This window comes from Myceligenerans crystallogenes (assembly GCF_039529775.1).
GTDB lineage: Bacteria > Actinomycetota > Actinomycetes > Actinomycetales > Cellulomonadaceae > Myceligenerans > Myceligenerans crystallogenes.
The window spans coordinates 1,048,334-1,071,352 of record NZ_BAAANL010000001.1 but is presented as its reverse complement, the minus strand read 5'-3'; the positions used below and the strand labels follow the sequence as shown (position 1 = coordinate 1,071,352).

Sequence of the window (23,019 nt, the reverse complement as noted above, 5' to 3'; positions counted from 1 at the left end):
TCACTCACCACTGATTCCGGCGCGTCGCGCCCCGGCCCGCTCACTCGTCGATGTCGATCTGCTCGGTCGGGTCCAGACCGACGTCGCCGGCGAAGTCGTCGCCGCCCGCGCCCTGACACAGCCGCCGGATCTTCGACGACGCCACGACCGCACCATCCCAGACCCGGACGTTGTCGACGCGTCCGTGCCAGTGGCCCCACTTGTTGGCGGTGGTCCCGGCGCGCCCCACGGTGAAGCGGCCCAGGTACCCCCACGTGGACGTGAACGTCACCGGGCTCGTCGCGACCGGTTCACCGTCGAGCCGGTGCGACGGCGTGCCCACCGGGCACACCCAGAGCTGAAGGTGGTTCCTGGCGGCATCGTGCTCGGCAAGGACGTGAGTCCACTCGTTCGCGAGGACCTGCTTTTCCGACGTCACCCAGGTCGGGTCACCGCCGTCGGCGTCGTACATCCCGAAGGACCAGCAAGACTCCGTGGCCGAGTCGGAGTCCTGCTGACACTCGCGCGTGCCGACCACGAATCCCGAGCCCACCTCGCCCTCCTGCGCCAGCGCGGCCTCCGTACCCGTCATCTCCGCCGCCGACTCCGGCATCAGATGTGCGGACACCACGAACGAGTCCTTCAGCCGGACCACCGCCCCGTCCGTGACCGCCGCACCTGCGCCGTCGAACCGCAGGGCGTTGTCGCCGTCACCGGAGTCGAACAGTTCGTGCGGCCCGTCGGCCCAGAACGCCCCCGAGCCCGACAAGGTCAGCGGCTGTGGTGTCGTCGTGAGCGCCGAGTCGTATGCCGTCGTCCCCGAACCCTCGTCCAGCTTCCACAACCCGGTCGCCAGCGGATACGCAACGTCGATCTTGTACGTGGCCCGCTCCGAGACGTTCCCCGCGTGGTCCACCGAATGCGCGTACAACGTCATCGGGCCAGGAGCCTGCGGTGTCAGCCCGATGATGTGCGTCCCGGACGGCCACCACGGCGCCACATCCTGCCGATAGGACTCCGAGCCCCACGAGTACTCGAACCTGGCCACGTCCTGCGACCCGTTCACGCCCAGGCGCCACTTACCCGTCTTGCCTACACCACCTGTCTCCAGACAACCTGACACGCCAGGCGAGCAGTCCGGGTACACCGCCTCGTACCAGACGGAGCCGTCGTCGACCGGCGTGATCGTCGGAGAGTTCGGCCGCGACACGTCCGGCGTGAAGTAGCACCAGCCGGAGAACGGACTCGTGTTACCCGTGGAGTCCTGCGTCCTGGCATGCCACCTGTACTTGACGCCGCTCAGCAGTGCATCCTCGTCCCCGGGGCGCACCGAGTGCACCTGGCCGGTGGTCTGCATCGACGACCACGCCGACCACACCGTCGACCCGGTGGATACACGCTGCACCTGGAAGTGCACCTTCACCGACTGACCGTCCGGATCCGACGCCTTGGCCTTGAACCGCGGCTTGTTCGCCGGCACCCACGGCGCGAACGACTCCGTCTCGCAGCCCCAGTTCTTGGCCGGATCGATCGACCACGTCTCACGCCCCACCGGAGGTTTCGGCGTGCGGTTGTACCAGACGGACAGCTTCGGCGCGTACTCCGTCCAGGTGTCCCCGTACCCCACCTGACGGCCGGCATACCGCTTCCAGTACGCCATCGAGGTCTCGTCGACCTTCAGACCGAACGTCATCGTCGACCAGTTGTTCGCCGCGAGATCCTTCATCGCCTGCGTCACGTCGAACTCGACCCACTTACGGCCACCGCACTCGTCGAACTTGTGCGCGATATCGACGCCGTCAAGCCGGTTCTCCGACAGCCAAGACGGCATGTTGTCCCAGTTGGTGGCCGAACTGATCGCACCCAGCCGATAGGCGGCCACCGTATGCGCCGTGCAGTTGTACGAGTGCGTTCCGTACACCTGGAGGGTCGCGGAATTCACCTCCATCGCGTCCACGTCACGGATCTGCGACAGGCCGTCGAACTCGTACATCACCCGGTGCTTCGACGTCGCACCCGCGCACTCCCAGCCGTACGGGTCCGACGCGTCGCACAGGCCGGTGCCGTGCGTGCCGTCCACGGTGTCGTTGAACCCGTAGCCCGAGGTCGAGGTCGGCCAGAACGACTTGACGGCCGTGAACTCGTTCAGCGTGCCCGAGACGCTCGGGTCCAGCGCGACGGGGAATTCCGTGTCAGGGTCCGTCAGGATCTCCTGGTCCGGGCGCACCCGCACCGTCGCCGAACGGCCGGCGTCGTTCTCGTCGAGCTGGACGCGGGTGTCCATCTCGAAGATCGCGTCGTAGCGACCCGGACCGTCCACGACGTCCGGCGTCCGCGGTTCCGGCTCCCGCGGCGCCGTCGTCGCCTCCGCTGCCCGGGCGCCCGTGGCGTCCTCCTCCGCCGCGGTCAGCGACGACGACGTCGGCTCCATCGCCTCGCCGCCGGAAACCTGCGCCCCCTGGGCCGGCTCGTGCCCCTCGGCCGTCCAGCCCGTGGGCTGCGGGGCGCGGAACACCTCCGTGCCCGCCTCGTCCTCGGCGACGAACCCGCCGGCCTCGGCCTCCAGGCGCAGGCCACCCGAGACCTCGACCCGGAAGTCCAGTTCCGCCAGGCCCGGGTTCGACGCGGACTCGGCGTCGTCGACCGTGATCACCTCGCGGATGCCGGTGCCGTCCCCGTCCGGCGTCACCGTCAAGGAGATGCCCTCGTCGCCCAGGATTCCCGGGTACGTCACCCGGTCCGCCTCGACCACCGGGTCCGTCAGTTCGAAGGGGACGTCGAACACCAGCTCGTGCCCGTCGCGGCGCAGGATCGCCAGCGGGGCGTCCGGATCCGCGCCGGCCGCCGACGGGTCGGCGAACGAGATCGCCTGCAGACCCGGCGCCGCGACCTCAAGGCGGCCGTCGTCGCCCGGGACGATCGACGTGTCGATGTCCGTCCAGGTGCCGTCAAGGGTCCGGGAGCGCACCGCCGCCGTCGACGTCTCCTGACGCACCATTCCCTCGGGGGTCCCGAAGTACGTGCGGTACTCGGTGCGGTCCGCCAGCGACTCGACCTCGTGACCGCAGGCCTTCGCACGTACCCAGGCCTCAGGCAGGTCCGCTGCGGGTTCGTCGCAGTCCGCAGGGGCCGCGGTGGGGTCGGTGGCGGGATCCGTCTCGGCGTCGGCGGCCAGCACCTCGCCCAGGGACCGGCCCGTGACCGGCTCCACCGCGGCGGCGGCGCCGGCACCGAGCACCAGGACCAGCAGCCCGGCGATCATCGCACCGGACCGCGAACGCAGCGCGGTCCTCACGCGGGCACCGGCGGCACGCACGCGCCCGACGACGCCGTCCGACGACGAACCAGCGTTTCCTGGCGCAACGGGACCCACTTGCATGACACGGCCTCCGGACCGAGAGCGACAACGATGCACCGACCTGCGGGCAGCACTCGATCAAGGCAGCGCCGCGCATCAGCGGACCGGATCCTGCCATGCGCAGAAATACCTCAGGTGTCCGGCAAAGACGCCACAGCCACCAAATGCCTCTATGAGAGGATGAATATTTTCAATCGCCCTGTGCCGCAAAAAGGCGTGGTGGCGCGAAATCGCTCTCACGCCGCCACGCCGGGGCACGGTGACCCAGTTCACAAAAATTGCTCTCGGCTACCGGTCCGGAACCTGAGAAGCCCTCGGGCCGCTGCGCTCTCGGGTCCCTCAGCGCCTGCGGAACTTCGGGGGTTCCTCCACGTACGGTTCCCACGCCGCGCGCTCGTCCTCGGTCAGCCGGCGCGGAGCGCCCGTCGCGGCGTCGACGAGCACGAGCGTCGTCGTCGCGCGGGCGTACGGGGCGCCGCCCAGCGCGGTGCCCGCCGCGACCGGCACGCCCGGGGCGCCGTCGTGCACCTCGTAGCAGACCTGGATGGCGGCGCCGCCCACCCTGCCGAGCCACATCTCGACCAGCACCGGCCGCCGCGTGTACGGCAGCGGGCGCAGGTACTCGATCTCCTGGTGCGCGACGAACGTGTGCGTCTTCGCCGACGGCCCGGAGTCGACCACGGCCGTCGGCAGCGGGTCGACGACGTCGTCGCGCCGCCAGAACGCCTCGATGCGGGCCTCCTGGAGCAGGTCGAGCATCTCGACGTTGTTGACGTGCTGGTACGCGTCGAGGTCGGACCAGCGCAGGGAGATCGGGATGTGCAGGCGCATGGGTCCATCTTGGCCCATCGTCTGGATTAATCGTTTCGTGAGCCCTCGCCCGCTCCCCTGGGCAACAGTGCGCCGCTACAGTGCGTTTCCGCTTGCACGACCACATTCCTGGAGGAAGCATGCGCCGCACCGTCGCGGTATTCGCCCTGGTCACCACCCTTGCGCTGACCGGCTGTTCCATGACGTCGGCCGGCCCCGGCGGGGCCGGCGACGGGAGCGACGCCGCCAGCAGTGCGCCCGCCGGGCCGCTGAGCAAGGAGGAGGCCGCTGCGCAGTTCTCGCAGATCGTCGCCCCCTACAACGGCGTCCTGGAACAGTTCGAGGAGGCGGTGAACTCCGACGCCCCGGTTGAGGAGCAGGCCGGGCTCGCGGCCGCGACCGGCGCCGCGTTGCGCGCCGAGGCGGAGGGCCTGCGCAACATCGCCTGGCCCGAGGACGTCGCCGAGGACGCCCAGGCCCTGGCCGCCGCCAACGACGAGGCCGCCGCGCACTGGGAGCACGCCGCCGGCGAGACCAAGACGAAGGACATCCTGAAGGCCGTCGACCTGGCGATGGAGGTCGACGCCGGCGACGCCGCGGCGAACATCCGCAAGGCCCTCGACCTCCCGGAGTACAAGGAGAAGTAGGCCGCCCGGGCGGCTCAGCTCGCCGCGATCGTCGCCGCCGTCCGGCAGCGGCCGAGCGCGGCGAGCTCCTCCCCCACCGGATTCCGCACCAGGCGGTCGCCCACCTCCGCCACGGACGCCCGCAGGCGCCGCCGGGCGACCGCGGCGCGGCGGCGCGCGCCGATCCCGGCCAGGATCCGCGAGACGAGCGCCACCAGCAGGCCGAGCAGCAGCCCGCCCAGCACCATCAGCGTCGGCCAGGGGATCTGGAACGGATCGACGCCGAGCCCGTCCGCCGGCCCGTCGGGCGCGCCGGGGAACACCACGTCGCCGTTCCCGGCACCGGACGGCAGCGGCACCGTCCACACCGGGGTGGGCGGCGCGGGCAGCCGCAGGTAGCTGAACAGGAACAGCACGGCCAGCCACAGCAGCCCGGCCCCCACCGCCACGATCAGCGCCCACTGCACCGCGTTCACCACGCGCCACCACAGCGGCCGCTTCCCGGCCTCCAGCCGGGTGCTCGCCACGGCCTGGTCCAGCGCGTCCGGCAGCTCCTCGATCCCCCGCTGCGCCCGTCCGCGCGCGGCCAGCACCCAGGAGTCCGCGACGCCGTCGGTCACGGCCTCGACGTACTGCCGCACGCCCGACGCCGCGGCGGAGCGCACCGCGGGCTTCGCCGTCGGCATCGAGGTGCGCATCAGGTCCTCGCGGCCCTCGGGGACGCGCCGGCCCGCGTCCCGCCGGCCGGAGTCGCGCAGGCCGAGCCGCCGCAGCGGGTCGCGCCGCAGCCGCCCGATCCACCGGGTCAGCGGCCAGCCCGTGGCCGCCGCCGCGTCCTGGCGCGCAGAGGCCCGCACGGCGTCGACGACGGTCGGCACGCCCGCGGCGTCCTCCAGGGCGGCGAGCAGGGCCCCCTTCGCCTTCTCCCCGGCCCGCACGGGCGGCTGCGCCCCGCAGGCGTCCACGATGCGCGTGGCCGCCGCGCGCTCGTCGGCGACCAGGCGCGCCGTGGCCGCCTCGCGCCTGCGCGCAGCCTTGGCGAGCAGCGCGCGCAGTTCGTCCATCCCCTGGCCGGTCTTCGCGGACAGGCCGAGCACCTTCGCCCCGTCCAGCCCGTCCTGCGCGACCAGCCGCCTCAGGTCCGCGAGCATCGCCTTCGTCGAGGCGGCGTCCAGCCGGTCGATCTGGTTCAGCACCACGACCACGATGTCCGCCCGCCCGGCCAGCGGCCGCAGGAATCCCTCGTGCAGGGCGGCGTCGGCGTACTTCTGCGGGTCCACGACCCAGACGAGCAGGTCCGCCCGCTCGACGAGCGCCTCGGCCCGCAGCCGGTGGTCCACCACCACCGAGTCGTGGTCGGGCAGGTCGAGCAGCACCAGCCCGTCGCCGTCGCCGGACGGCAGCGGCCCGGACATGTCGTGGCGGCGGGACACGTCCAGCCAGTCCAGCAGCGCCCCGGCGCCGTCGCCCCACACGGCCGCGAGCGCGTGCGACGTCGTCGGGCGGCGGACGCCCGGCACCGCGACGTCCTGCCCCGCGACGGCGTTGAACACCGACGACTTGCCCGACCCCGTCGCGCCCGCGAGCGCCACCACCGTGTGCTCGGCGGACAGGCCCCCGCGTTCGCGGGCGCGTTCGGCGACGGCGCGGGCCGCGTCGAGGGTGTCCTGGGCGATCCGCCCGGAGCCCTCCTGGGCCGCGTGCTCCAGCGCCGCGGTGCGGGCGGCCAGGTCGAGCCTGCTCATCGGTCCCCCTCCTGGAGCCCGAACAGCCGGTGCCAGAAGCCGCGGCGGCGGCCGGGGGCGTTCTCGTCGTCGGAGGTCGCGGCGCCGTTCGCGGCGTCGCCGTTGCCGGGGACGACGGCGGTCGCGGTGTCGTCGGGATGTCGTCCGGCGACGCCGCCTTGCCCGGCTCCGCGCAGGCGCTGGGCGGGTGTGCCGGCCGCGGCGTCGTCGGCTCCTGGGGCGGAGGCGGATCCGCGGGCGCCGCGCTCGGCAGATGCGGCGTCGGCGACCCGGCGGGCGGCGGCGCGCAGCGGCGCGCCCCCGGCGTCGGCCGAGCCGAGCGCGTCGAGCTGGGCGGTGTACCGGGCCGCCTGGCCGTCCATGAGTGCGCGCGTGCGGATGGTGAGGCGTTCCTTGGCCTCCACGGCGAGGCGGCGCACGGCGTCCTCCCCGAAGACGGCCTCCAGGAGGCGCTGCGCGAGGATGGCGCTGCCGCCCGCGATCCCGACCTCCACGCCCGTGAGGCCGCCGGTCGAGGCGAACACGACGACCATCAGCGCCACGCCCAGCGCGTTGACGCCGAGGGACAGCGCCCGGGCCGTGCCACGCTTGGCCTCGCCCTGCTCGCGCACCAGGCCGAGCACGTCGGACTGCCAGCCGCGGATCTGCTCGCTCACCTGCCCGCGCAGGGCCCCCGACGCGCGGGACAGCTCGAGCCCCTCCAGCAGCGCGCGGCCCGCGGCGTCGCCGTGCCAGCCCGCGTAGGCGCGTTCGGCGGCGTCCTCGGCGGCGTCCAGCACCACGGACTCCAGGCCGTGCGCGATGGCCTGCTCCACCTGGGGTGCCTGTTTCGGTTTGCCCTTGAAGAACGCGCCGATCGCGTCCCGGACGCGGCCGATCCCGTGCTCGACCGCCCGGAAGAACTCGCCGGTGCCCACGAAGTCCTGCCAGCGGGCGAGCACCTCGCCGCGCAGCAGCGCGCCGTCGGAGGTGGCGGCCCGGACGTGCGCGACGGCGTCGGCGTAGGCGGACGCGACCATCGCGCGCAGGCGCGCGTCGGCCTCCTGCTGCAGGTCGGCGGCGTCGGCGAGGTCTCCGGCGCGCCGGATCAGGTCGTCGACGACGCCGTCGCGGGTGGCCGCGATGACGTGCGCGCGGGCGCCCGCGTCGCCGCCGAGGTCGGTGAGCCAGTCGGAGACCGGGGCCACGGCCTCCTCGGGGAGGTAGCCCTCCGCCGTGAGCGGGGCCTCCGGCAGGACGAACAGCGGCGCGTCGGCGAGGCCCTGCTCGGCCATGAGGTCGCGCAGGTCGTCGGCGGTGGCCTCGGCGCCGGGGTCGACGCGGTCGAGCACCATGGCGACCTGCGCGCGGCGTTCCGCGGCGGTCTTGAGCAGGTCCCAGGGGACGGCGTCGGCGTAGCGGGCGGCGGTGGTGACGAACAGCCAGAGGTCCGCAGCGCCCAGGAGCTGGGCCGCGAGGTCGCGGTTGGCCTGCTCGACGGAGTCGATGTCGGGGGCGTCGAGCAGCGCGAGGCCGCGCGGGAGGGTCTCGCTGGAGACCATGCGCAGCGTGCGGGGTTCGGCGGTGCCCGACGACGTCCGGTTCGCCGGCCCGTTGCCCGACGACGACGCGCCGCTGGTCACGCGCGCGAGGCCGGGCAGGACGCGGTCGCCGGTGAACCAGCGTGCGTCGAGCGGGTGGTGCACGAGCACCGGGGCGCGCGTGGTGGGGCGCAGGACGCCGGGCTGCGTGACGTCCTCGCCCAGCACGGAGTTCACGAGGGTGGACTTGCCCGCTCCCGTCGAACCGCCGACCACGACCAGGAGCGGCGCCTGCTGCGACCGCAGGCGCGGGAGCAGGTAGTCGTCCAGCTGGTCGACCGAGCGCCGCTGCGCGTCGCGGGTGGCGGCCGCGTCCGGGGTCTCGAGGGGCAGGCGCAGGGCACCGAGGCGCGTCCGCAGCCCTTCGAGCGAGGTGGTCAGCTCGCCGACAGGGTCGGGCAGATCACCGGCGTCCGGCTCGGTGCGCGCGTCCTCGGGCTGCTGGGTCATGGCGCACAGTCTGCCGCAAGCACGCAGGCCAGGCTCGCGCGGGCCGTCAGAAGCCGAGCCGCCGCCGGAGCCATTCCACGCAGACTCTCGCCAGCGCGTGCTGCGCCGGCGCGCGCTGCGTGGTCCCGGCCGCGGGGACCGGGCCGAGGGCCTGCTCGATGTACTGGCCGGTGAGCGCGGTCACCAGGCAGGTCACGGCGTCCGGATCGACCGTGGGCGGCAGCGGGTGCTGGGCCAGGACGACCTCGGGCGCGGGGCCGCCGTCGGTGCGGATCTGGGCGAGGAGCTGGATCACGTCCACGAACGGGGCCCCGCGGGCGGCGCGGAACCAGCCGACCGCGATGCCCTGCTCCTGCGGGGACAGCGGGATCATCAGGGTGCGGCGGTCCGGGGCGCCGTGCAGGAGGTGCGAGCCGGAGACCGCCTCCGCGGTGTGCGCCGCGATCTGGGCCAGGGCGTCCAGGCGCGGTTCCAGCCAGGGCGAGAAGCCCCGCAGCCCGTCGGGCCGCTCGTTCGCGAGCCGGATCCACGACCCCGCGGCGAACAGCTCGCGCGCCTCGAGATAGGGCGCGCCCGGGGGCGCCTCGATCTCGTTGACCTGCCGCAGCACGCCCAGGGTGGCGGCCACCTCCTCCTGGGTCCACTCCGGGCCGACGGGGCGGACCACGCGCATGCCCCAGCCCGCCACGATCCAGTGCCCGAAGTCCCCGAAGTCCTCGTCGAAGGACCACAACAGCTCGGGCGCGGGCGCGCCCTTCGGAAGCGCGCGGACGACGGCGATCTCCCGCCGTGCCACCTCGAGACCGTCCGCGTCCGAGATGCTCACGACCGTCAGGACCACGCTGCCCAGGCTGGTCTGCACCTGCAGCTTGGCGCCCGGTACGACGTCGGCGGGAAGGTTCTTCCAGCCCAGCACCCGTGCGCCGAGTTCCTTCGAGATCCGCGCGCGGACCGGGGGCGGCAGGTCGGGCCAGCTGGGGAGCGGAAGAGAATTCGCCATGCCGTGATCTTCGCTGATTCACCCCATTCCCGGCAATGGGGTCGCGGGAACGGAGTGAATCAGGAAGTGGTCACGACCGGCCGGGCCTCGGTCGCGGTGTCAGTCGCGGGTGAGGCGCCGGTAGGTGACGCGGTGCGGGCGGGCCGCGTCCGCGCCGAGCCGCTCGACCTTGTTCTGCTCGTACGACTCGAAGTTGCCCTCGAACCAGTACCAGTTCGCCGGGTTCTCCTCCGTGCCCTCGTACGCCAGGATGTGCGTGGCGACCCGGTCCAGGAACCAACGGTCGTGGGAGACCACGACGGCGCAGCCCGGGAAGTCGAGCAGGGCGTTCTCCAGCGAGCCGAGGGTCTCGACGTCGAGGTCGTTGGTGGGCTCGTCCAGCAGGAGCAGGTTGCCGCCCTGCTTGAGGGTGAGCGCCAGGTTCAGGCGGTTGCGCTCGCCACCGGAGAGCACGCCCGCCGGCTTCTGCTGGTCCGGGCCCTTGAACCCGAACGAGGCGACGTACGCCCGGGACGGGATCTCCACGTTGCCGACCTTGATGAAGTCGAGCCCGTCGGAGACCACCTCGAAGAGCGTCTTGTCCGGGTCGATGCCGCCGCGCGACTGGTCGACGTAGGACACCGACACGGTGTCGCCGACCTTGAGCGACCCGCCGTCCAGCGGCTCCATCCCGACGATCGTCTTGAACAGCGTCGTCTTGCCCACGCCGTTCGGGCCGATGACGCCGACGATGCCGTTGCGCGGCAGCGTGAAGCTCAGCCCGTCGATCAGGACGCGGTCGCCGAAGCCCTTCTTCAGGCCCTCGGCCTCCAGCACCAGGCTGCCCAGGCGCGGGCCCGCGGGGATCTGGATCTCCTCGAAGTCGAGCTTCCTGGTGCGCTCCGCCTCGGCGGCCATCTCCTCGTAGCGGGCCAGGCGCGCCTTGGACTTGGTCTGGCGGCCCTTGGCGTTGGACCGCACCCACTCCAGCTCCTCCTTGAGGCGCTTGGCGAGCTTGGCGTCCTTCTTGCCCTGGACCTCCAGGCGCTCGCCCTTCTTCTCGAGGTAGGTCGAGTAGTTGCCCTCGTACGGGTACAGGCGGCCGCGGTCGACCTCGCAGATCCACTGGGCGACGTGGTCCAGGAAGTAGCGGTCGTGCGTCACGGCCAGGACGGCGCCGGGGTAGTTCGCCAGGTGCTGCTCCAGCCAGAGCACCGACTCCGCGTCCAGGTGGTTGGTGGGCTCGTCGAGCAGCAGCAGGTCCGGCTTCTCCAGCAGCAGCTTGCACAGCGCCACGCGACGCCGCTCACCACCCGAGAGCACCTTGACGTCGGCGTCCGGCGGCGGGCAGCGCAGCGCGTCCATCGCCTGCTCGAGCTGGTTGTCGAGGTCCCACGCGTCGGCGTTGTCGATCTCCTCCTGGAGCTCGCCCATCTCCGCCATGAGGGCGTCGAAGTCGGCGTCCGGCTCGGCCATGAGCGCGGAGATCTCGTCGAAGCGCGCCTTCTTGGCGAGGATGTCGCCGACCGCCTCCTGGACGTTGCCCAGCACCGTCTTGTCGTCGTTGAGCGGCGGCTCCTGCTGCAGGATCCCCACCGTGTAGCCGGGCGAGAGCCGCGCCTCGCCGTTGGACGGGGTGTCGAGGCCCGCCATGATCTTCAGGATCGTCGACTTCCCGGCCCCGTTCGGGCCCACGACGCCGATCTTCGCGCCGGGCAGGAAGTTCAGCGACACGTCGTCGAGAATGACCTTGTCGCCGTGCGCCTTGCGCGCCTTGTACATGGAGTAGATGAACTCAGCCACTGCCTTCGTTCCACCGTTTCAACAGGTAGGGAGAGAGGGTTGCGCCCGCCGCGCCGCGACGTGCTCGCGCACGACGTGCTCCTGAGATGGTCGCGCGCGGCGGGCGTCGTCGGCCCCCAGCCTACGCGGTCAGGTCCCTGTCGCGCCCGGCGCCCGCGCCGACGGGCTCCAGGACGCCGTCCGGCTCGCCACCGGCCAGGTCACCGCCGCTGTCGCCGGCGTCGTGATCCTCGGCGTCGTGATCCTCGGCGTCAGGGCCCCCGGCATCGTCGTCCCCGTCGAGGCCGTGCGGCCCGGACCGCGGCACCGACGTCGCGTACGGGTCCGGCGGCTGCCCGTGCGCACCGCTGCGGGCCATGCCCCCGCCGTGCTCCACCGGCGCGCCGGGCGGCTCCGCGGCCTGCACCACCCGGGTGAACGCGGTCCGGCCGCGCGCCAGGTTGTGTCCCACCGTCTCCGCGTTGATGACCAGCCCCATCCGCGGGCCCAGCTCCGACTGCCACTCGTCGACCTCGAGCCGGCCCGTCACCACCAGCGGCTGCCCCTTCTCGACGCTCGCGGCGATGTTCGACGCCGCCAGCCCCCACGCCTTGACCTTGAACCACAGCGTCTGCCCGTCGTGGAACCCGCCGTCGGCGCCCCGGATCCGCCGGGTACTCGCCACCGAGAACTGCGTCCACTCGGTGCCCCGCGCGGACCGGTTGATCACCGGCGTGCTCCCGGCGTTCCCGGTCACCGTCACCATCACCTCGTTGCTCACCACGTGCTCCTCCCGGATCCGTCGCGCGGCCCCGTGCCGCCCGACGGATCCAGCATCACGCGCGGGCCGCCGCCACGGACCGTCCCGGAACCGGGGCTGTGTACGCAGAGCCGGATCCGGGCCCTGTGGTCGGCGTCGGATCGGCCTGATCGCTCACTGAGGGTCCCTCGTCACGCGCGGACTGCGCGAGCTCCCGGACCTTGCGGTGATCGTCGAGCAGCGCCTGCGTCGGCACGCCGAGCGTCTGCTCCAGCACCCGCTCGACCGCCGCCCGGCCCGCCGCGAGCACCGCCTGCTCCCGCCGCCGGGCCAGCGTCCGGCGGATCCGCGTCGAGGCGAAGAACACCCCGAGCGCCGCCAGCGCCGCGACCACCCCCGCCACGCCCAGCACGGTCGTACCCGGGTCACCCAGCCGCAGCACGCGCATCGAGGCCAGGACGGTCGCGAGACCGAGGACCACGGCCAGCACCACGAACGCCAGCGCCACCCGACGCAGCGGTTTCGCCGACGCGGGGCCGCGCACGTCCAGCGTCACGCCCTGCAGCGCCGCCCCAAGCGCGGACGCGACCTGATCGGCGGACGCGACCGTCTCCGCCAGGGACCGCTGCCAGCCCGGCCGCAGCGCTTCCCCTGCCGTCGTCAGCCAGCGCGCCCGGGACAGCGACACCGCGTCCGGGTCCGGCGCCGGGAACTCGGGCCGCCCGTACCCGTTCTGCACCGAGGCCGCCACCTGCGCCGCGACCGGCCCGAGCCCGGCCGCCTCCGCCAGCGCCTCCGTCTCCGCGGCCAGCACCGCGGTCGTGTGCCAGGGCACCTCCGCCGGGGTCTCCTCGAGCAACGCGGCCGCGGCACCGTCCAGCTCCGCCGCCGCCCGCCCGGCCGCCACCGACCGCCGTGCCACCGCCTCCTCGAGCAGGTCCCGCAGCTCCGGGACGCCGTAGCCGGTCTTCGCCGACACCGGCACCACCGGCACGTCACCCAGCCCGTCGTCCCGCATCAGCCGCGCCACGTCGCGGATCAGCGTGTCCTGCTGCCCCGGCGGGACCGTGTCCATCTGGTTCAGCACCACGACGATCGAGCCGGGACGCGCGCCACCGCCGCGCAGGTATCCCGAGTGCAGCGCGTCGTCCGCGTACTTCTGCGGGTCGACCACCCACACGAGCAGGTCGACCAGCGGCAGCACGCGGTCCACGATGTCGCGGTGCCCGGGCGCGACCGAGTCGTGGTCCGGCAGGTCGAGCAGCACCAGCCCGCCCAGGCCCTCCTCGTCCGCGCCGTCCAGCTCGCCCGCGCGCATGATGCGGCGCTCGCGCTCGACCCCCAGCCAGTCCAGCAGCGCGGCGGCGTCGTCGGACCACGAGCAGGCCGACACCTTCGCGGTGGTGGGCCGCCGCACGCCGACGTCGGCGAACGACAGCCGCGAGACGCGGTTGAACAGGCTCGACTTGCCCGAGCCGGTGCCGCCCGCGAGCGCCACGACCGTGTGGCCGACGCCGAGCGCGATGCGCTCGCGCACCCCGGCCACGGCGCCGGCCACCCGCCCGAACACGGCGTCGTCGAGGCGGGACCCGGCCACCTGCAGGGCGCGCCCGAGGTCCTCGGTGCGGGCCCGCAGGGCGGCGTCGTGGTCGGCACGGCCCGTGGCCCGCACCGTGTTGCCCGTCACGCTCGTCATGTCAGCCTCCTGAGCTCGGCGAGCCGAACGCGCAGCGGGGCGGCCGCGTCGTCGGCGAGTGCGGGGATCTCAAGCGCACTCTGGACAGATCGGGCCTCATCCGCAACTGCTAGCGCGGTACGGTCCGCGAGCCCGGCCCGCAGGCGCGCGGCGAGCTCGCCGGCCGGCTCCCCGAGCACGCGGCCCGCGAGCCGCGCGGCGTCCTCGTTCCCGAGGGCCGCGGCGAGCAGCAGGGCCGAGAGCCCGGCGGGGCCGAACGCCTTGCGCGCGGCGTCCACGACGGCGGCGTCGATCGCGGGCAGGGCGTCCGCATCGTGGACGCCCTGCCCGCCGGCGTCGCCCGCACCGGCGGAACCGTTCGCACGGGCCGGAGCGGCGTCCGCGCCCCCGGCGCCGCCGCCGGTACCCGCCGGATCGCTGTTCGCGTCCGCCGGATCGCCGTTCGCGCCCGCAGGGGCGTCGCCCGCACCGGCGGAACCGTTCGCACCCGCGGAGGCGGCGCTCGCCTCCGCCGAGGCGCCGTCGGCGCCCCCGGTCACCCGAGCCCCGAGCGCCGCGACCAGCCGGTCGCCGTCGGCGACCCACTCCGCCGCCCCGGCGGCGGCCCGCCCGGCGCGCGCGGACTCGCGTTCCCCGCCCTGCGGGGCCGCCTGCGCGCCGCCGGGCGGCGCCCCCGGCCCGGACAGCGCGGCCCGCAGCTTCTCCTCGGTCCGCGCACCCGCCGCGGCGAGCGCACGCTCCGCGGCCTGGACGACGACGTCGCGCAGCCCGCCCAGCGCCTCCTCGCGGGCGCGCCCGCCCCGCTTGGTGGAGCGCACGACGCCGTCCTTGACCGTCACCCTGTCGATCCGCTGCCTCGCGACCAGCTCGCCGAACCTGGCGGCGACCTGCGCCCCGCCGCTCGTGGCCGCCAGCACGGCGGAGCGCGCCTCGTCCTGGGCGCCGGGGAGGACGGCGTCGACCACGCGCCGCAGTTCCCGGGCCGCCGCGCCCTGGGCGTCGACGGCCTCCACGAGGCTGTCCACCCAGCCCGGCAGCGCCTTGATCGCGCCCCGGAGGGTGCGCAGCACCACGGTCCGGGACCGCTCGGGCCCGGCCATCATCGCCAGCCAGCGCCCGATCCCGGCGACCAGCCGCGTGTCGAGCAGCCCTTCGTGCGGGCCGACGTCCGGGATGACGAACAGCGGCGCGTCCGTCATGCCGCGCTCCCGCATCCGCGCGTTGAGGTCGGCCCGGATCTCCGCCAGGTCCTCCGGGCTGACCCGGTTGAGCACCATGGCCACGCTCGCGCCCCGCTCGCGCGCCCGGTCCAGGGCCTCCCACGGCAGGGCGTCGCCGTACCGGGCTGCGGTCGTGACGAACAGCCACAGGTCCGCGCCCTCGAGCAGCTTGGCGGCCGTCGAGCGGTTCTGCGAGACGAACGAGTCGAGGTCGGGCGCGTCGAGCAGGGCCGTGCCGCGCGGCACGCCCTGATGCTCGACGACGCGCGCGAGCTCGGTGACCGGGCCGGCCTTGAGCGTGGGGCGGTCCCGCGGGTGGATGCCGACCACCGGCTCGCGGGTGGTGGGGCGCAGCACGCCGGCGTCGGAGATGTCGCCGCGCAGCAGGCTGTTGAAGATGGTCGACTTGCCCGCGCCGGTCGAGCCCGCGAGCACCACGAGCGCAGGGCTGGACAGTTCGGCGAGCCGTGGCAGCAGATGCTCGTCGAGCTGCGCGAGCAGGCGCACCCGGGAGGCTTCGGCGTCGCCGGCCCCCTCGATCGGGAGCGGGAGCCTCACGGCCTCGATGTCGCGACGAAGGTCCGTCACGACATCGTGCACCGTGAAGCCGAGTTGCTCGGCCACGTCGGGGTCGACTCCACCCCGGCGGCTGAGCGCGGCAGAGCGCGTTCCGAGAGTCACGGGTTCATCCTGATAGGTCCGGCTGAAGGTTGCCAACCGGGAAACACCACCGATCTGCGGCCGGTTCGAGGACGAGCCGCAGATCCGAGCCGTGCGTACCGCCATGATCCTCACATCTAGTTCATCACTCAGGCCACAGGGCACCGGGCGGAGGAACCAGGTTCACGACACACATTCCACAACCGCGGCCAGGATCGATACGATAGGCGCGCGCCTTCGCGGCGCATGCCTCCGTAGCTCAGTTGGATAGAGCACCGGCTTTCTACTCCGGGTGGCGCGGGTTCGAATCCTGCCGGGGGCGCCCGTCCACTGAAGCGACCGCCCCTGTGTTTTTCACCCGGGCAGCGGTAGCAGGATCACCCGCCTGGATCTACCGTGTCCTGAGCAACTATGTTCCGGCGCCCCCGGTGGCGCGGAAAGCACTGCCCCAGCACCGGAGGTATCGCCGATGACCGTGGCCGCCCCGACCCGGCCCGGTTCACCCACCCCTTCTGACGGGCTCGCGCAGCGTGCGGCCAACGCCATGGCCGGGACGCCCGGGCGCCTCGGGCTCGCGCAGATCGCCTCCGTGCTGGCCTGCCTGGCGATCGGCATCGCGGGATACCTCGCGGGCAGCGGGCAGTCGAAGGATCTCGACACCGCCCACGCCGACGCCGTCGACCTCGTCGCGACCCAGGAGCTGCGCAACCACGTCGTCTCCGCCGACGCCGCCGCGACCAGCGCGTTCCTGGTCGGCGGCCTCGAACCCACGGCCACCCGCGAGAGCTACTCCCGCCACCTCACCGCGGGCGCCCGCTCGATCCCGCCGCTGGCCGCCCGCGCCCCGGAGCGCTCGGACGACCTCGCGGCGATCTCCGACGCCGTCCAGCGCTACTCCGGCCTCATCGAGTCCGCCCGCGCCAACAACCGCCAGGGCTTCCCCGTCGGCACCGGTTACCTGGACCTCGCCTCGGCCACGCTGCACGAGGAGGTCCTCCCGGTCCTGGACGACGTCGCCACCCGCCTCACCACCCGCATGGGCTCCCACCTCGACCACGTCGCGGCCCGGCAGTCCGCGCTGATCGTCGTGGTCGCGGGACTCGTCGTGCTCCTGCTGGTCCAGTGGTGGCTCGCCCGCCGCACGCACCGCATGATCAGCCCGTGGCTCGTGGTCGCCACCGTGCTCGCCCTGATCGGCTGCGTCTCGGTCAGTGCCGGGGTGATCGGCGGCAACACGGTCGCGCGCGAGGTCGCGGCGGGCCCCTACGCGGCGACGGTCGCGACGTCGGCCGCGCTCGCCGAGGCCACGGACGCGAAGTCGCAGGAGTCGCTCACGCTCATCAAGCGCGGCTCCGGCCAGGAGCACGAACGCCGCTTCCAGAGGTCGACGGCCCGCGCCACCGAGCTCCTGTCCGCGTCCGACGACGCCGCCGGCACCGACCGCCCCACCCGCGACCTGCTGGAGGAGTGGGTGACGCACCACGCCGGGATCCGCGAGGCCGACGACGCCGGCCGCTGGGAGGAGGCGGTGCAGCGGGCGATCGCCACCGGGCAGGGCTCGGCCGGGAACGCCTTCGACGCCTTCACGACCCGCGCCCACGACGACATCGCCCGCACCGGGAGCCACGCCGGGATCAGTCTCGCCAAGGCGTCGGCCCTCGCCGCCGCGAGCGGCTGGATCGCCCTGGTGACCGGCCTGCTCGCCGCGGGGATGACCGCCACGGGCATCTGGACCCGGCAGAAGGAATACCTGTGACCGCCGCCGCCTCGGCCGGGCGCCTCGCGGCCGCGGCACTCACCGGGCTGCTCGCCGCCGTCCTGGCCGGCTGCGCCGTCCCGGGCGCCGCCCCCACGCCGTCGTACGCCCTGCACGGCGGCCACGACGTGAGCCGCGGCGCCCCGCGCGCGGCCGCCCGGACGCCGTCGTCGGACCTGAGCCACCTGCTGGAGACGAGGCAGACCTGCGCGGACGGCAGGCCCGCGACGGCGTCGTACGCGCCGGACGGCGCCAGGCCCGGGACCATCCCCGACGGCTCCACGATGGCCCGGATCCGCGAGCGCGGCTCGCTCCGCGTCGGGATCTCCGCCGACACGCTGCGGATGAGCGCCCGGAACCCGTTCACGGGTGAGATCGAGGGGTTCGACATCGATGTCGCGCGCTCGATCGCCGAGGCGATCCTCGGGGACCCGGGCAAGGTGACGTTCCGCGTCATCACCTCCGCCCAGCGGGAGGAGGTGCTGGAGGCGCACGAGGTCGACGTCGTCGTGCGCACGTTCACGATCACGTGCGAGCGCTGGCGGGACATCGCGTTCTCCGCCGAGTACTACCACGCGGGCCAGAAGCTCCTGGTGCCGATGTCCTCGAAGGTGACGGACGCCGAAGGGCTCCAGGGACAGCGGGTGTGCGCGCCGCAGGACACGACGTCGCTCGCCCTGCTGCAGACGTGGGGCGGCGTGACGCCGGTGGCCGCGGACACCCACACGGAGTGCCTGGCGCTGTTCCAGCAGGGGCGTGTCGACGCCGTCACCGGCGACGACACCGTCCTGGCGGGTTTCGCCGCGCAGGATCCCTACGCGAAGGTGGTGGGGGACGCGGTCGGCGACGAGCCGTACGGCGTCGGCATCCCCGCCGATCAGGTGGACATGGTGCGGTTCGTGAACGCGGTGCTGGAGCGCAGGGCCGACGACGGCGCCTGGCGGGCGAGCCACGACCGCTGGCTCACGGACGTCCTCGGCCACGCGCCCGGGGCGCCGGAGCCCGTGTACGGGCGGAGGGTCCCGTGACGGCGCCGTCCGACACCGCCGGCCCGCGGTCCGGCCGGCAACCCGACACGACGCGCACGTACGCGCCGGGTGCGACCAGCTCCGCCCGCCTGCGGACCGCCGCGCTCGGCTCCGCGATCGCGAACGGCTCGCGCGAGACCCAGCTGCACAGCACCTCGTCGCCCCGGCTGCGGGAGAACCGGCTCGGCGCCGGGCTGACGGTCGTCCCGACGCCCGAGGTGACCGATCCCCTGCGATCCGTCATGCATCGCCCGGAGCTCGGCGAGGAGAAGCGGTTCTGCTCCGCGTGCGGCGAGGCCGTGGGCCGGGCGCGCGACGGCCTGCCGGGGCGCACCAAGGGGTACTGCGCCGCGTGCGGCACGCCGTTCGACTTCGTCCCCGCGCTCACCGCCGGCGACCTGGTGGGCGGGCAGTACGAGGTGGTGGGCGCCATCGCGCACGGCGGCCTGGGCTGGATCTACCTGGCGCGCGACCGCAACGTCGCCGACCGCTGGGTGGTGCTCAAGGGCCTGCTGAACGCGGACAGCAAGGAGGCGTACGACGTCGCGGTCGCCGAACGCGAGTTCCTCGCCGAGGTGGAGCACCCGCTGATCGTGGAGATCTACAACTTCGCGCGGCACGAGGGCGCGGCCTACACGGTGATGGAGTACGTGGGCGGGCGCTCGCTGCGAGAGCTGCGGGCGGAGCAGGGCGGGCCGTTCGCGCCGGACCACGCGATCGCGTACCTGCTGGAGATCATGCCCGCCTTCACCTACCTGCACGAGCGCGAGCTGCTGTACTGCGACCTCAAGCCCGACAACCTGGTGGTGCAGGGCGACGCCGTCAAGCTGATCGACCTGGGCGGCGTGCGGCGCACGTCGGACATGACGTCGCTGATCTACGGCACGCGCGGGTACCAGGCGGCCGAGGTGGGCAAGGTCGGGCCGTCGGTCGCCTCGGACATCTACACGATCGGGCGCACGCTGGCCACGCTCGTGCTCGACTTCCCCAGCACGAGCGTGCACGTGCACACCCTGCCGCCGGTGGACGAGACGCCCCTGTTCCAGCGCCACGACTCGCTGCACCGCTGGCTGGTCAAGGCGTGCCACCCCTCGCGGGACGACCGGTTCCTGACCGTGGACGAGGCGCGCCGCCAGCTGCTCGGGGTGCTGCGGGAGGTGGTCGCGCTGGAACGGACGGGCAACGGGGGCGCGACGACGTCGGCCGCCTCGGCGCTGTTCGGCGTGCCGCCCGCGGACGGGTCGGACGGCCCGCTGGCCTGGGACGAGCTGCCCGCCCTGCTGCCCGACCCGGCCGACCCGATGACGACCTGGCTCGCGGGCGTGAACCTCACCGATCCCGCCGCGCGCATGGACCAGCTCGCCCTCGCCCCGCGCCGCACCGTGGAGGTGCTGCTGGCCGAGGCGCACGCGGCGCTCGGCATCGGCGAGCTGGGCCTGGCGCGGGAGACCGTGCGGCAGATCCTGGTGCTGGACCCGTGGGACTGGCGCGCCGCCTGGATCGACGGGCGGGCGCATCTCGCCGCCGGCGACCCGCACGCGGCCGCGGCGTCGTTCAACGCCGTCTACGGGCAGATCCCGGGCGAGCCCGCGCCGAAGCTGGCGCTGGCCTGCGCGTGCGAGCAGTCGGGTGAGCTCGGCATCGCGCACGAGATGTACGCCGTGTGCGCCCGGACCGACGCGAACTACGCGGGGGCCGCCGCCTTCGGCCTGGCGCGCGTGCGGCTCGCGGGCGACGACCTCGACGGCGCGCTGGAGGCGCTCGACTTCGTGGTTCCCACCCGTGGCTCCTACGGCGACGCCCGCCTGGCGCGCGCCCGGCTGCTCATCGCGTCCGGCCGTGGCCTGCCCGCCCTCGCGCAGGCCGCCGAGGTGATCGACGACGCGCCGGTCCCGCTGCGGATGCGCGCCCAGGTGGTGGTCGAGGCCCTGCAGCGCGCGCTCGACCACGTGCTGCGGCACGGCGAGGCCCCGCAGCTCCGGATCGCGGGGGCGGAGGCCACCGAGCCGGCCCTGCGGGACGCGCTGGAGGCGGGGCTGCGCAGGCTGGCTCAGCTGACGGAGAACCGCCCCGCTCGTGTCACGCTCGTGGACCGCGCCAATTCCGTGCGACGCTGGACGCTGCGATGACTACCCCGGACGAGAACCCGAGAAAGACCCGCTGCCCGCGCTGCGGCGAGCTGTCCGCGCCCGGCGCGCGGTTCTGCGAGCAGTGCGGCACCGAGCTCCGCCCGCAGGCGCCGCCGTTCGGGGCCGACGACGCCGGCCTGCCGCCCACCGAGCCCATCCCCGTGGTGACGGTCGTGGACCCGGACCCCGACTCGTCGGTGACCCCGCCGCCGGCCGGGCTGTCCGAGCGGGACCACTTCACCGAGAAGCCCGCGGCGTGGGTCGCGGGGATGTGCGACCGTGGCGTGCGGCACGCGCGCAACGAGGACGGGATGGCGCTGGCCGCCGCGGGCCCGGACTCCGCGCTCGGCACGGCCGTGCTCGTGGTGTGCGACGGCGTCTCCAGCGCCCCGAACTCCGACGTCGCCTCGCTGGCCGCCGCCCGCGTCGCCCGCGACGTGCTGGTCACGTTCGAGCCCGCCGGCTCGATGCCGGTACGCGGCAAGATCGAGAGCCGCGTCGCGGAGTGGACGCACGCCATGGTGACCGCCTCCCGGGAGGCCGGGGGCACCGTGGTCCGGGTGGGCGACGAGATCGCCCGGGAGGCCGCGATCTCGGGTGAGGTGAGCGGGCCGGCGTTCGACCCGCCGGCCTGCACGTTCGCCGCCGCCGTCGTCGACTCCGGGCTGGTCGTGGCCGGCTGGCTCGGCGACTCGCGGGTGTACTGGCTGCCGGACGAGGGCACCGCCGATCAGCTGTCGGTCGACGACTCCTGGGCGCAGGAGATGATGGCCGCCGGGTTCTCCCGCGAGGAGGCGGAGAACTCCCCGCACTCGCACGCGATCACCCGCTGGCTGGGCCGCAGCGCGCCCGACCACGACGCGCACTGCGCGGCGATGCTGCCGGAGGTGCCGGGCTGGATCCTGGTGTGCTCGGACGGTCTGTGGAACTACTGCTCCGAGGCCCAGGACGTCGCCGCGCTGGTGCGCCGCCTGTCCGGGGGCACGACCGACCCGTCGGAGACCGCCGCCGCGCTGGTGCTGTGGGCGAACGCGGCCGGCGGCCGGGACAACATCACCGTGGCTCTGGCGCGGGTGGAGCCGCCTGCCTGACCCGGAGCCCGGCCAGGCCGCACAGCAGGAGCGCGGCGACGTTGACCACCACGATCAGCCGCCAGTCCCAGACGGCCAGCAGGGCGGCGGCCCCGACCGTGACCGGCACCTGCGGGAAGTTCAGCAGGAGCGCGCTCGCGGCGCCGGTGCGCCCCTGCAGCTCCAGCGCCGTGACGACCTGCCGTTCGGTGACGTACGCGACCACGGCGGAGGTGAGCCCGAAGCCCATCGCGAACTGCGCGATCACCGTCGGCACGACGAGCCCCAGCGGCACCGGCCCCAGCCCGGCGGCCGCGAGCAGCAGGCCCACGGCCACCACCCGCGCGCGCCCCCAGCGCGCCATCATCCGCGGCAGGAGGGCGCCGGCGAGCAGCCCGCCCACGCCCTGCAGCACGAGCATCGGGGGCAGCCAGGCGTTCGGGATGCCGAGGTCCTCCATGATGGCGAAGGTCACGCCGTTGATCAGCCCCACCGACGCCAGCGCGATCGTCATGGCGGTCGTGAGGCCGCCGAGCGGCGAGACGGCGTAGAGCTGACGGAACCCGTCGGCGAGCTCGCGCGGGCTGACCCGCTGGGTCGGCGGGACCATCGTCTCGGTGATCCGCAGCGCGAAGAACACCACCGCCGCGACCGCGAACGCCGCGACGGTCGTCACGACCAGGAAGTGCGCGCCCAGGAACGCGTACACGCCCGCGCCGAGGAACGGCATCGCGACTCGGAACACCTGGTCGATGGTCGCCAGGCGCGCGTTCGCGTGCCCGAGGGCGGCGTCCGGCATGAGGTCCTTGAGCAGTCCCGACTGCCCGGCCGCGGTCACGTAGGCCACCAGCGCGTACACGGCCGTGACGGGGTAGATCACCCAGGCCGTCGCGGCGTCTTTCACCCAGAACAGCGGGAGGAGCACGACCGCACCCCCGACGTACGCCCAGGCCATCAGCTTGCGGCGGGACACCCGGTCGGCGAGCGCGCCGAGGAACGGGGAGGCCAGCGCGGGCAGGCCGAGCATCGCGAAGTTGAGGCCGCCCGCGATGGGGTCACCGGTGAGGTCGGCGATCCAGATCGCCAGGATGAAGGTGAGCGCGGAGTCCGCGAAGTTCGTCGCGGCCCAGCCGGTGGTCAGCCACCGGAAGGCGGGGGTGCGCAGGTGCGCCGCCGGATCCGTGCCGGGACCGGAGGCCGCGGTGCCCGCGGCAGGAGGGGACGCGTCGTCAGTCTCGGGGCCGACGACGGCGGCCGCCTCGTGAGTCATGCCCGGACGGTAACAACCCTGCCACTGTGTCAGTCAAAGCCTTATCGCCGTCCGGGACGAGCGCGGATCCGCCCGGAGGAAAAAGCCGTGCGCCCGGCATGCCTGACGTGCGAGTCTGCGG

At 74.0% G+C, this 23,019-nt stretch carries 15 protein-coding genes and 1 tRNA gene; 6 read left to right on the top strand and 10 right to left on the bottom strand.

Annotated elements, in window-relative coordinates; translation table 11 throughout:
- Nucleotides 1-40 precede the first annotated feature (40 nt).
- Together ABD208_RS04385 and ABD208_RS04380 are read right to left on the bottom strand one after the other, a co-directional pair.
- Entirely contained in the window at nt 41-3,358 is a 3,318-nt protein-coding gene (locus tag ABD208_RS04385) for a DNRLRE domain-containing protein (protein WP_344099858.1), read from the bottom strand.
- A gap of 318 nt (nt 3,359-3,676) precedes the next feature.
- The gene (locus ABD208_RS04380) at nt 3,677-4,168 is read right to left on the bottom strand and encodes an acyl-CoA thioesterase (RefSeq protein ID WP_344099856.1); all 492 of its coding nucleotides are present in this window, start codon (nt 4,166-4,168) and stop codon (nt 3,677-3,679) included.
- Nucleotides 4,169-4,287: 119 nt separating this feature from the next.
- Here ABD208_RS04380 and ABD208_RS04375 point away from each other — a divergent pair, with 119 nt between their 5' ends.
- Nucleotides 4,288-4,794 carry a hypothetical protein gene (locus ABD208_RS04375; RefSeq protein ID WP_344099854.1) on the top strand — a complete coding sequence of 169 codons (507 nt, stop codon included), beginning with the start codon at nt 4,288-4,290 and terminating at the stop codon, nt 4,792-4,794.
- A 14-nt stretch (nt 4,795-4,808) separates the two neighbouring features.
- On the opposite strand, the gene ABD208_RS04370 is transcribed toward ABD208_RS04375, so the two are convergent.
- The 7 genes from ABD208_RS04370 to ABD208_RS04340 form a co-directional block, all read right to left on the bottom strand.
- A complete protein-coding gene (locus tag ABD208_RS04370) occupies nt 4,809-6,518 on the bottom strand; it encodes a GTPase (RefSeq protein WP_344099852.1) in 1,710 nt (569 codons plus the stop codon).
- Complete coding sequence (locus ABD208_RS04365; protein WP_344099850.1) at nt 6,515-8,548, bottom strand: dynamin family protein; 2,034 nt, start codon at nt 8,546-8,548, stop codon at nt 6,515-6,517. The genes ABD208_RS04370 and ABD208_RS04365 overlap by 4 nt, the downstream gene beginning before the upstream one ends.
- Nucleotides 8,549-8,594: 46 nt before the next feature.
- The gene (locus ABD208_RS04360) at nt 8,595-9,548 is read right to left on the bottom strand and encodes a hypothetical protein (protein ID WP_344099848.1); all 954 of its coding nucleotides are present in this window, start codon (nt 9,546-9,548) and stop codon (nt 8,595-8,597) included.
- A gap of 99 nt (nt 9,549-9,647) precedes the next feature.
- Complete coding sequence (ettA, locus tag ABD208_RS04355; RefSeq protein WP_344099846.1) at nt 9,648-11,330, bottom strand: energy-dependent translational throttle protein EttA; 1,683 nt, start codon at nt 11,328-11,330, stop codon at nt 9,648-9,650.
- Between the two features lie 121 nt (nt 11,331-11,451).
- Nucleotides 11,452-12,090, bottom strand: a complete 639-nt coding sequence (locus tag ABD208_RS04350; RefSeq protein WP_344099844.1) for a single-stranded DNA-binding protein — start codon at nt 12,088-12,090, stop codon at nt 11,452-11,454.
- Nucleotides 12,091-12,145: 55 nt separating this feature from the next.
- Nucleotides 12,146-13,765, bottom strand: coding sequence for a P-loop NTPase family protein (locus ABD208_RS04345; RefSeq protein ID WP_344099842.1), 1,620 nt, complete (start codon nt 13,763-13,765; stop codon nt 12,146-12,148).
- Nucleotides 13,762-15,666 carry a GTPase domain-containing protein gene (locus tag ABD208_RS04340; RefSeq protein WP_344099840.1) on the bottom strand — a complete coding sequence of 635 codons (1,905 nt, stop codon included), beginning with the start codon at nt 15,664-15,666 and terminating at the stop codon, nt 13,762-13,764. Before ABD208_RS04340 ends, ABD208_RS04345 begins: the two co-directional genes overlap by 4 nt.
- A gap of 227 nt (nt 15,667-15,893) precedes the next feature.
- Here ABD208_RS04340 and ABD208_RS04335 point away from each other — a divergent pair.
- The 5 genes from ABD208_RS04335 to ABD208_RS04315 all read left to right on the top strand — a co-directional run bounded on the left by ABD208_RS04335 (nt 15,894) and on the right by ABD208_RS04315 (nt 21,649).
- Nucleotides 15,894-15,967 (top strand) — tRNA-Arg (locus tag ABD208_RS04335).
- Between the two features lie 147 nt (nt 15,968-16,114).
- Entirely contained in the window at nt 16,115-17,401 is a 1,287-nt protein-coding gene (locus tag ABD208_RS04330) for a hypothetical protein (protein ID WP_344099838.1), read from the top strand.
- Nucleotides 17,398-18,429: a glutamate ABC transporter substrate-binding protein gene (locus ABD208_RS04325; RefSeq protein WP_344099836.1), complete on the top strand. Its 1,032-nt coding sequence runs from the start codon at nt 17,398-17,400 to the stop codon at nt 18,427-18,429. Before ABD208_RS04330 ends, ABD208_RS04325 begins: the two co-directional genes overlap by 4 nt.
- Entirely contained in the window at nt 18,426-20,558 is a 2,133-nt protein-coding gene (locus ABD208_RS04320) for a serine/threonine-protein kinase (protein WP_344099834.1), read from the top strand. Before ABD208_RS04325 ends, ABD208_RS04320 begins: the two co-directional genes overlap by 4 nt.
- Nucleotides 20,555-21,649 (top strand): PP2C family protein-serine/threonine phosphatase, encoded by a 1,095-nt coding sequence (locus ABD208_RS04315; RefSeq protein WP_344099832.1) that lies wholly within the window; start codon nt 20,555-20,557, stop codon nt 21,647-21,649. Before ABD208_RS04320 ends, ABD208_RS04315 begins: the two co-directional genes overlap by 4 nt.
- Here ABD208_RS04315 and ABD208_RS04310 read toward each other — a convergent pair.
- Complete coding sequence (locus tag ABD208_RS04310; protein WP_344099829.1) at nt 21,612-22,898, bottom strand: MFS transporter; 1,287 nt, start codon at nt 22,896-22,898, stop codon at nt 21,612-21,614. The two genes, ABD208_RS04315 and ABD208_RS04310, sit on opposite strands and share 38 nt — an antisense overlap.
- Nucleotides 22,899-23,019 lie beyond the last annotated feature (121 nt).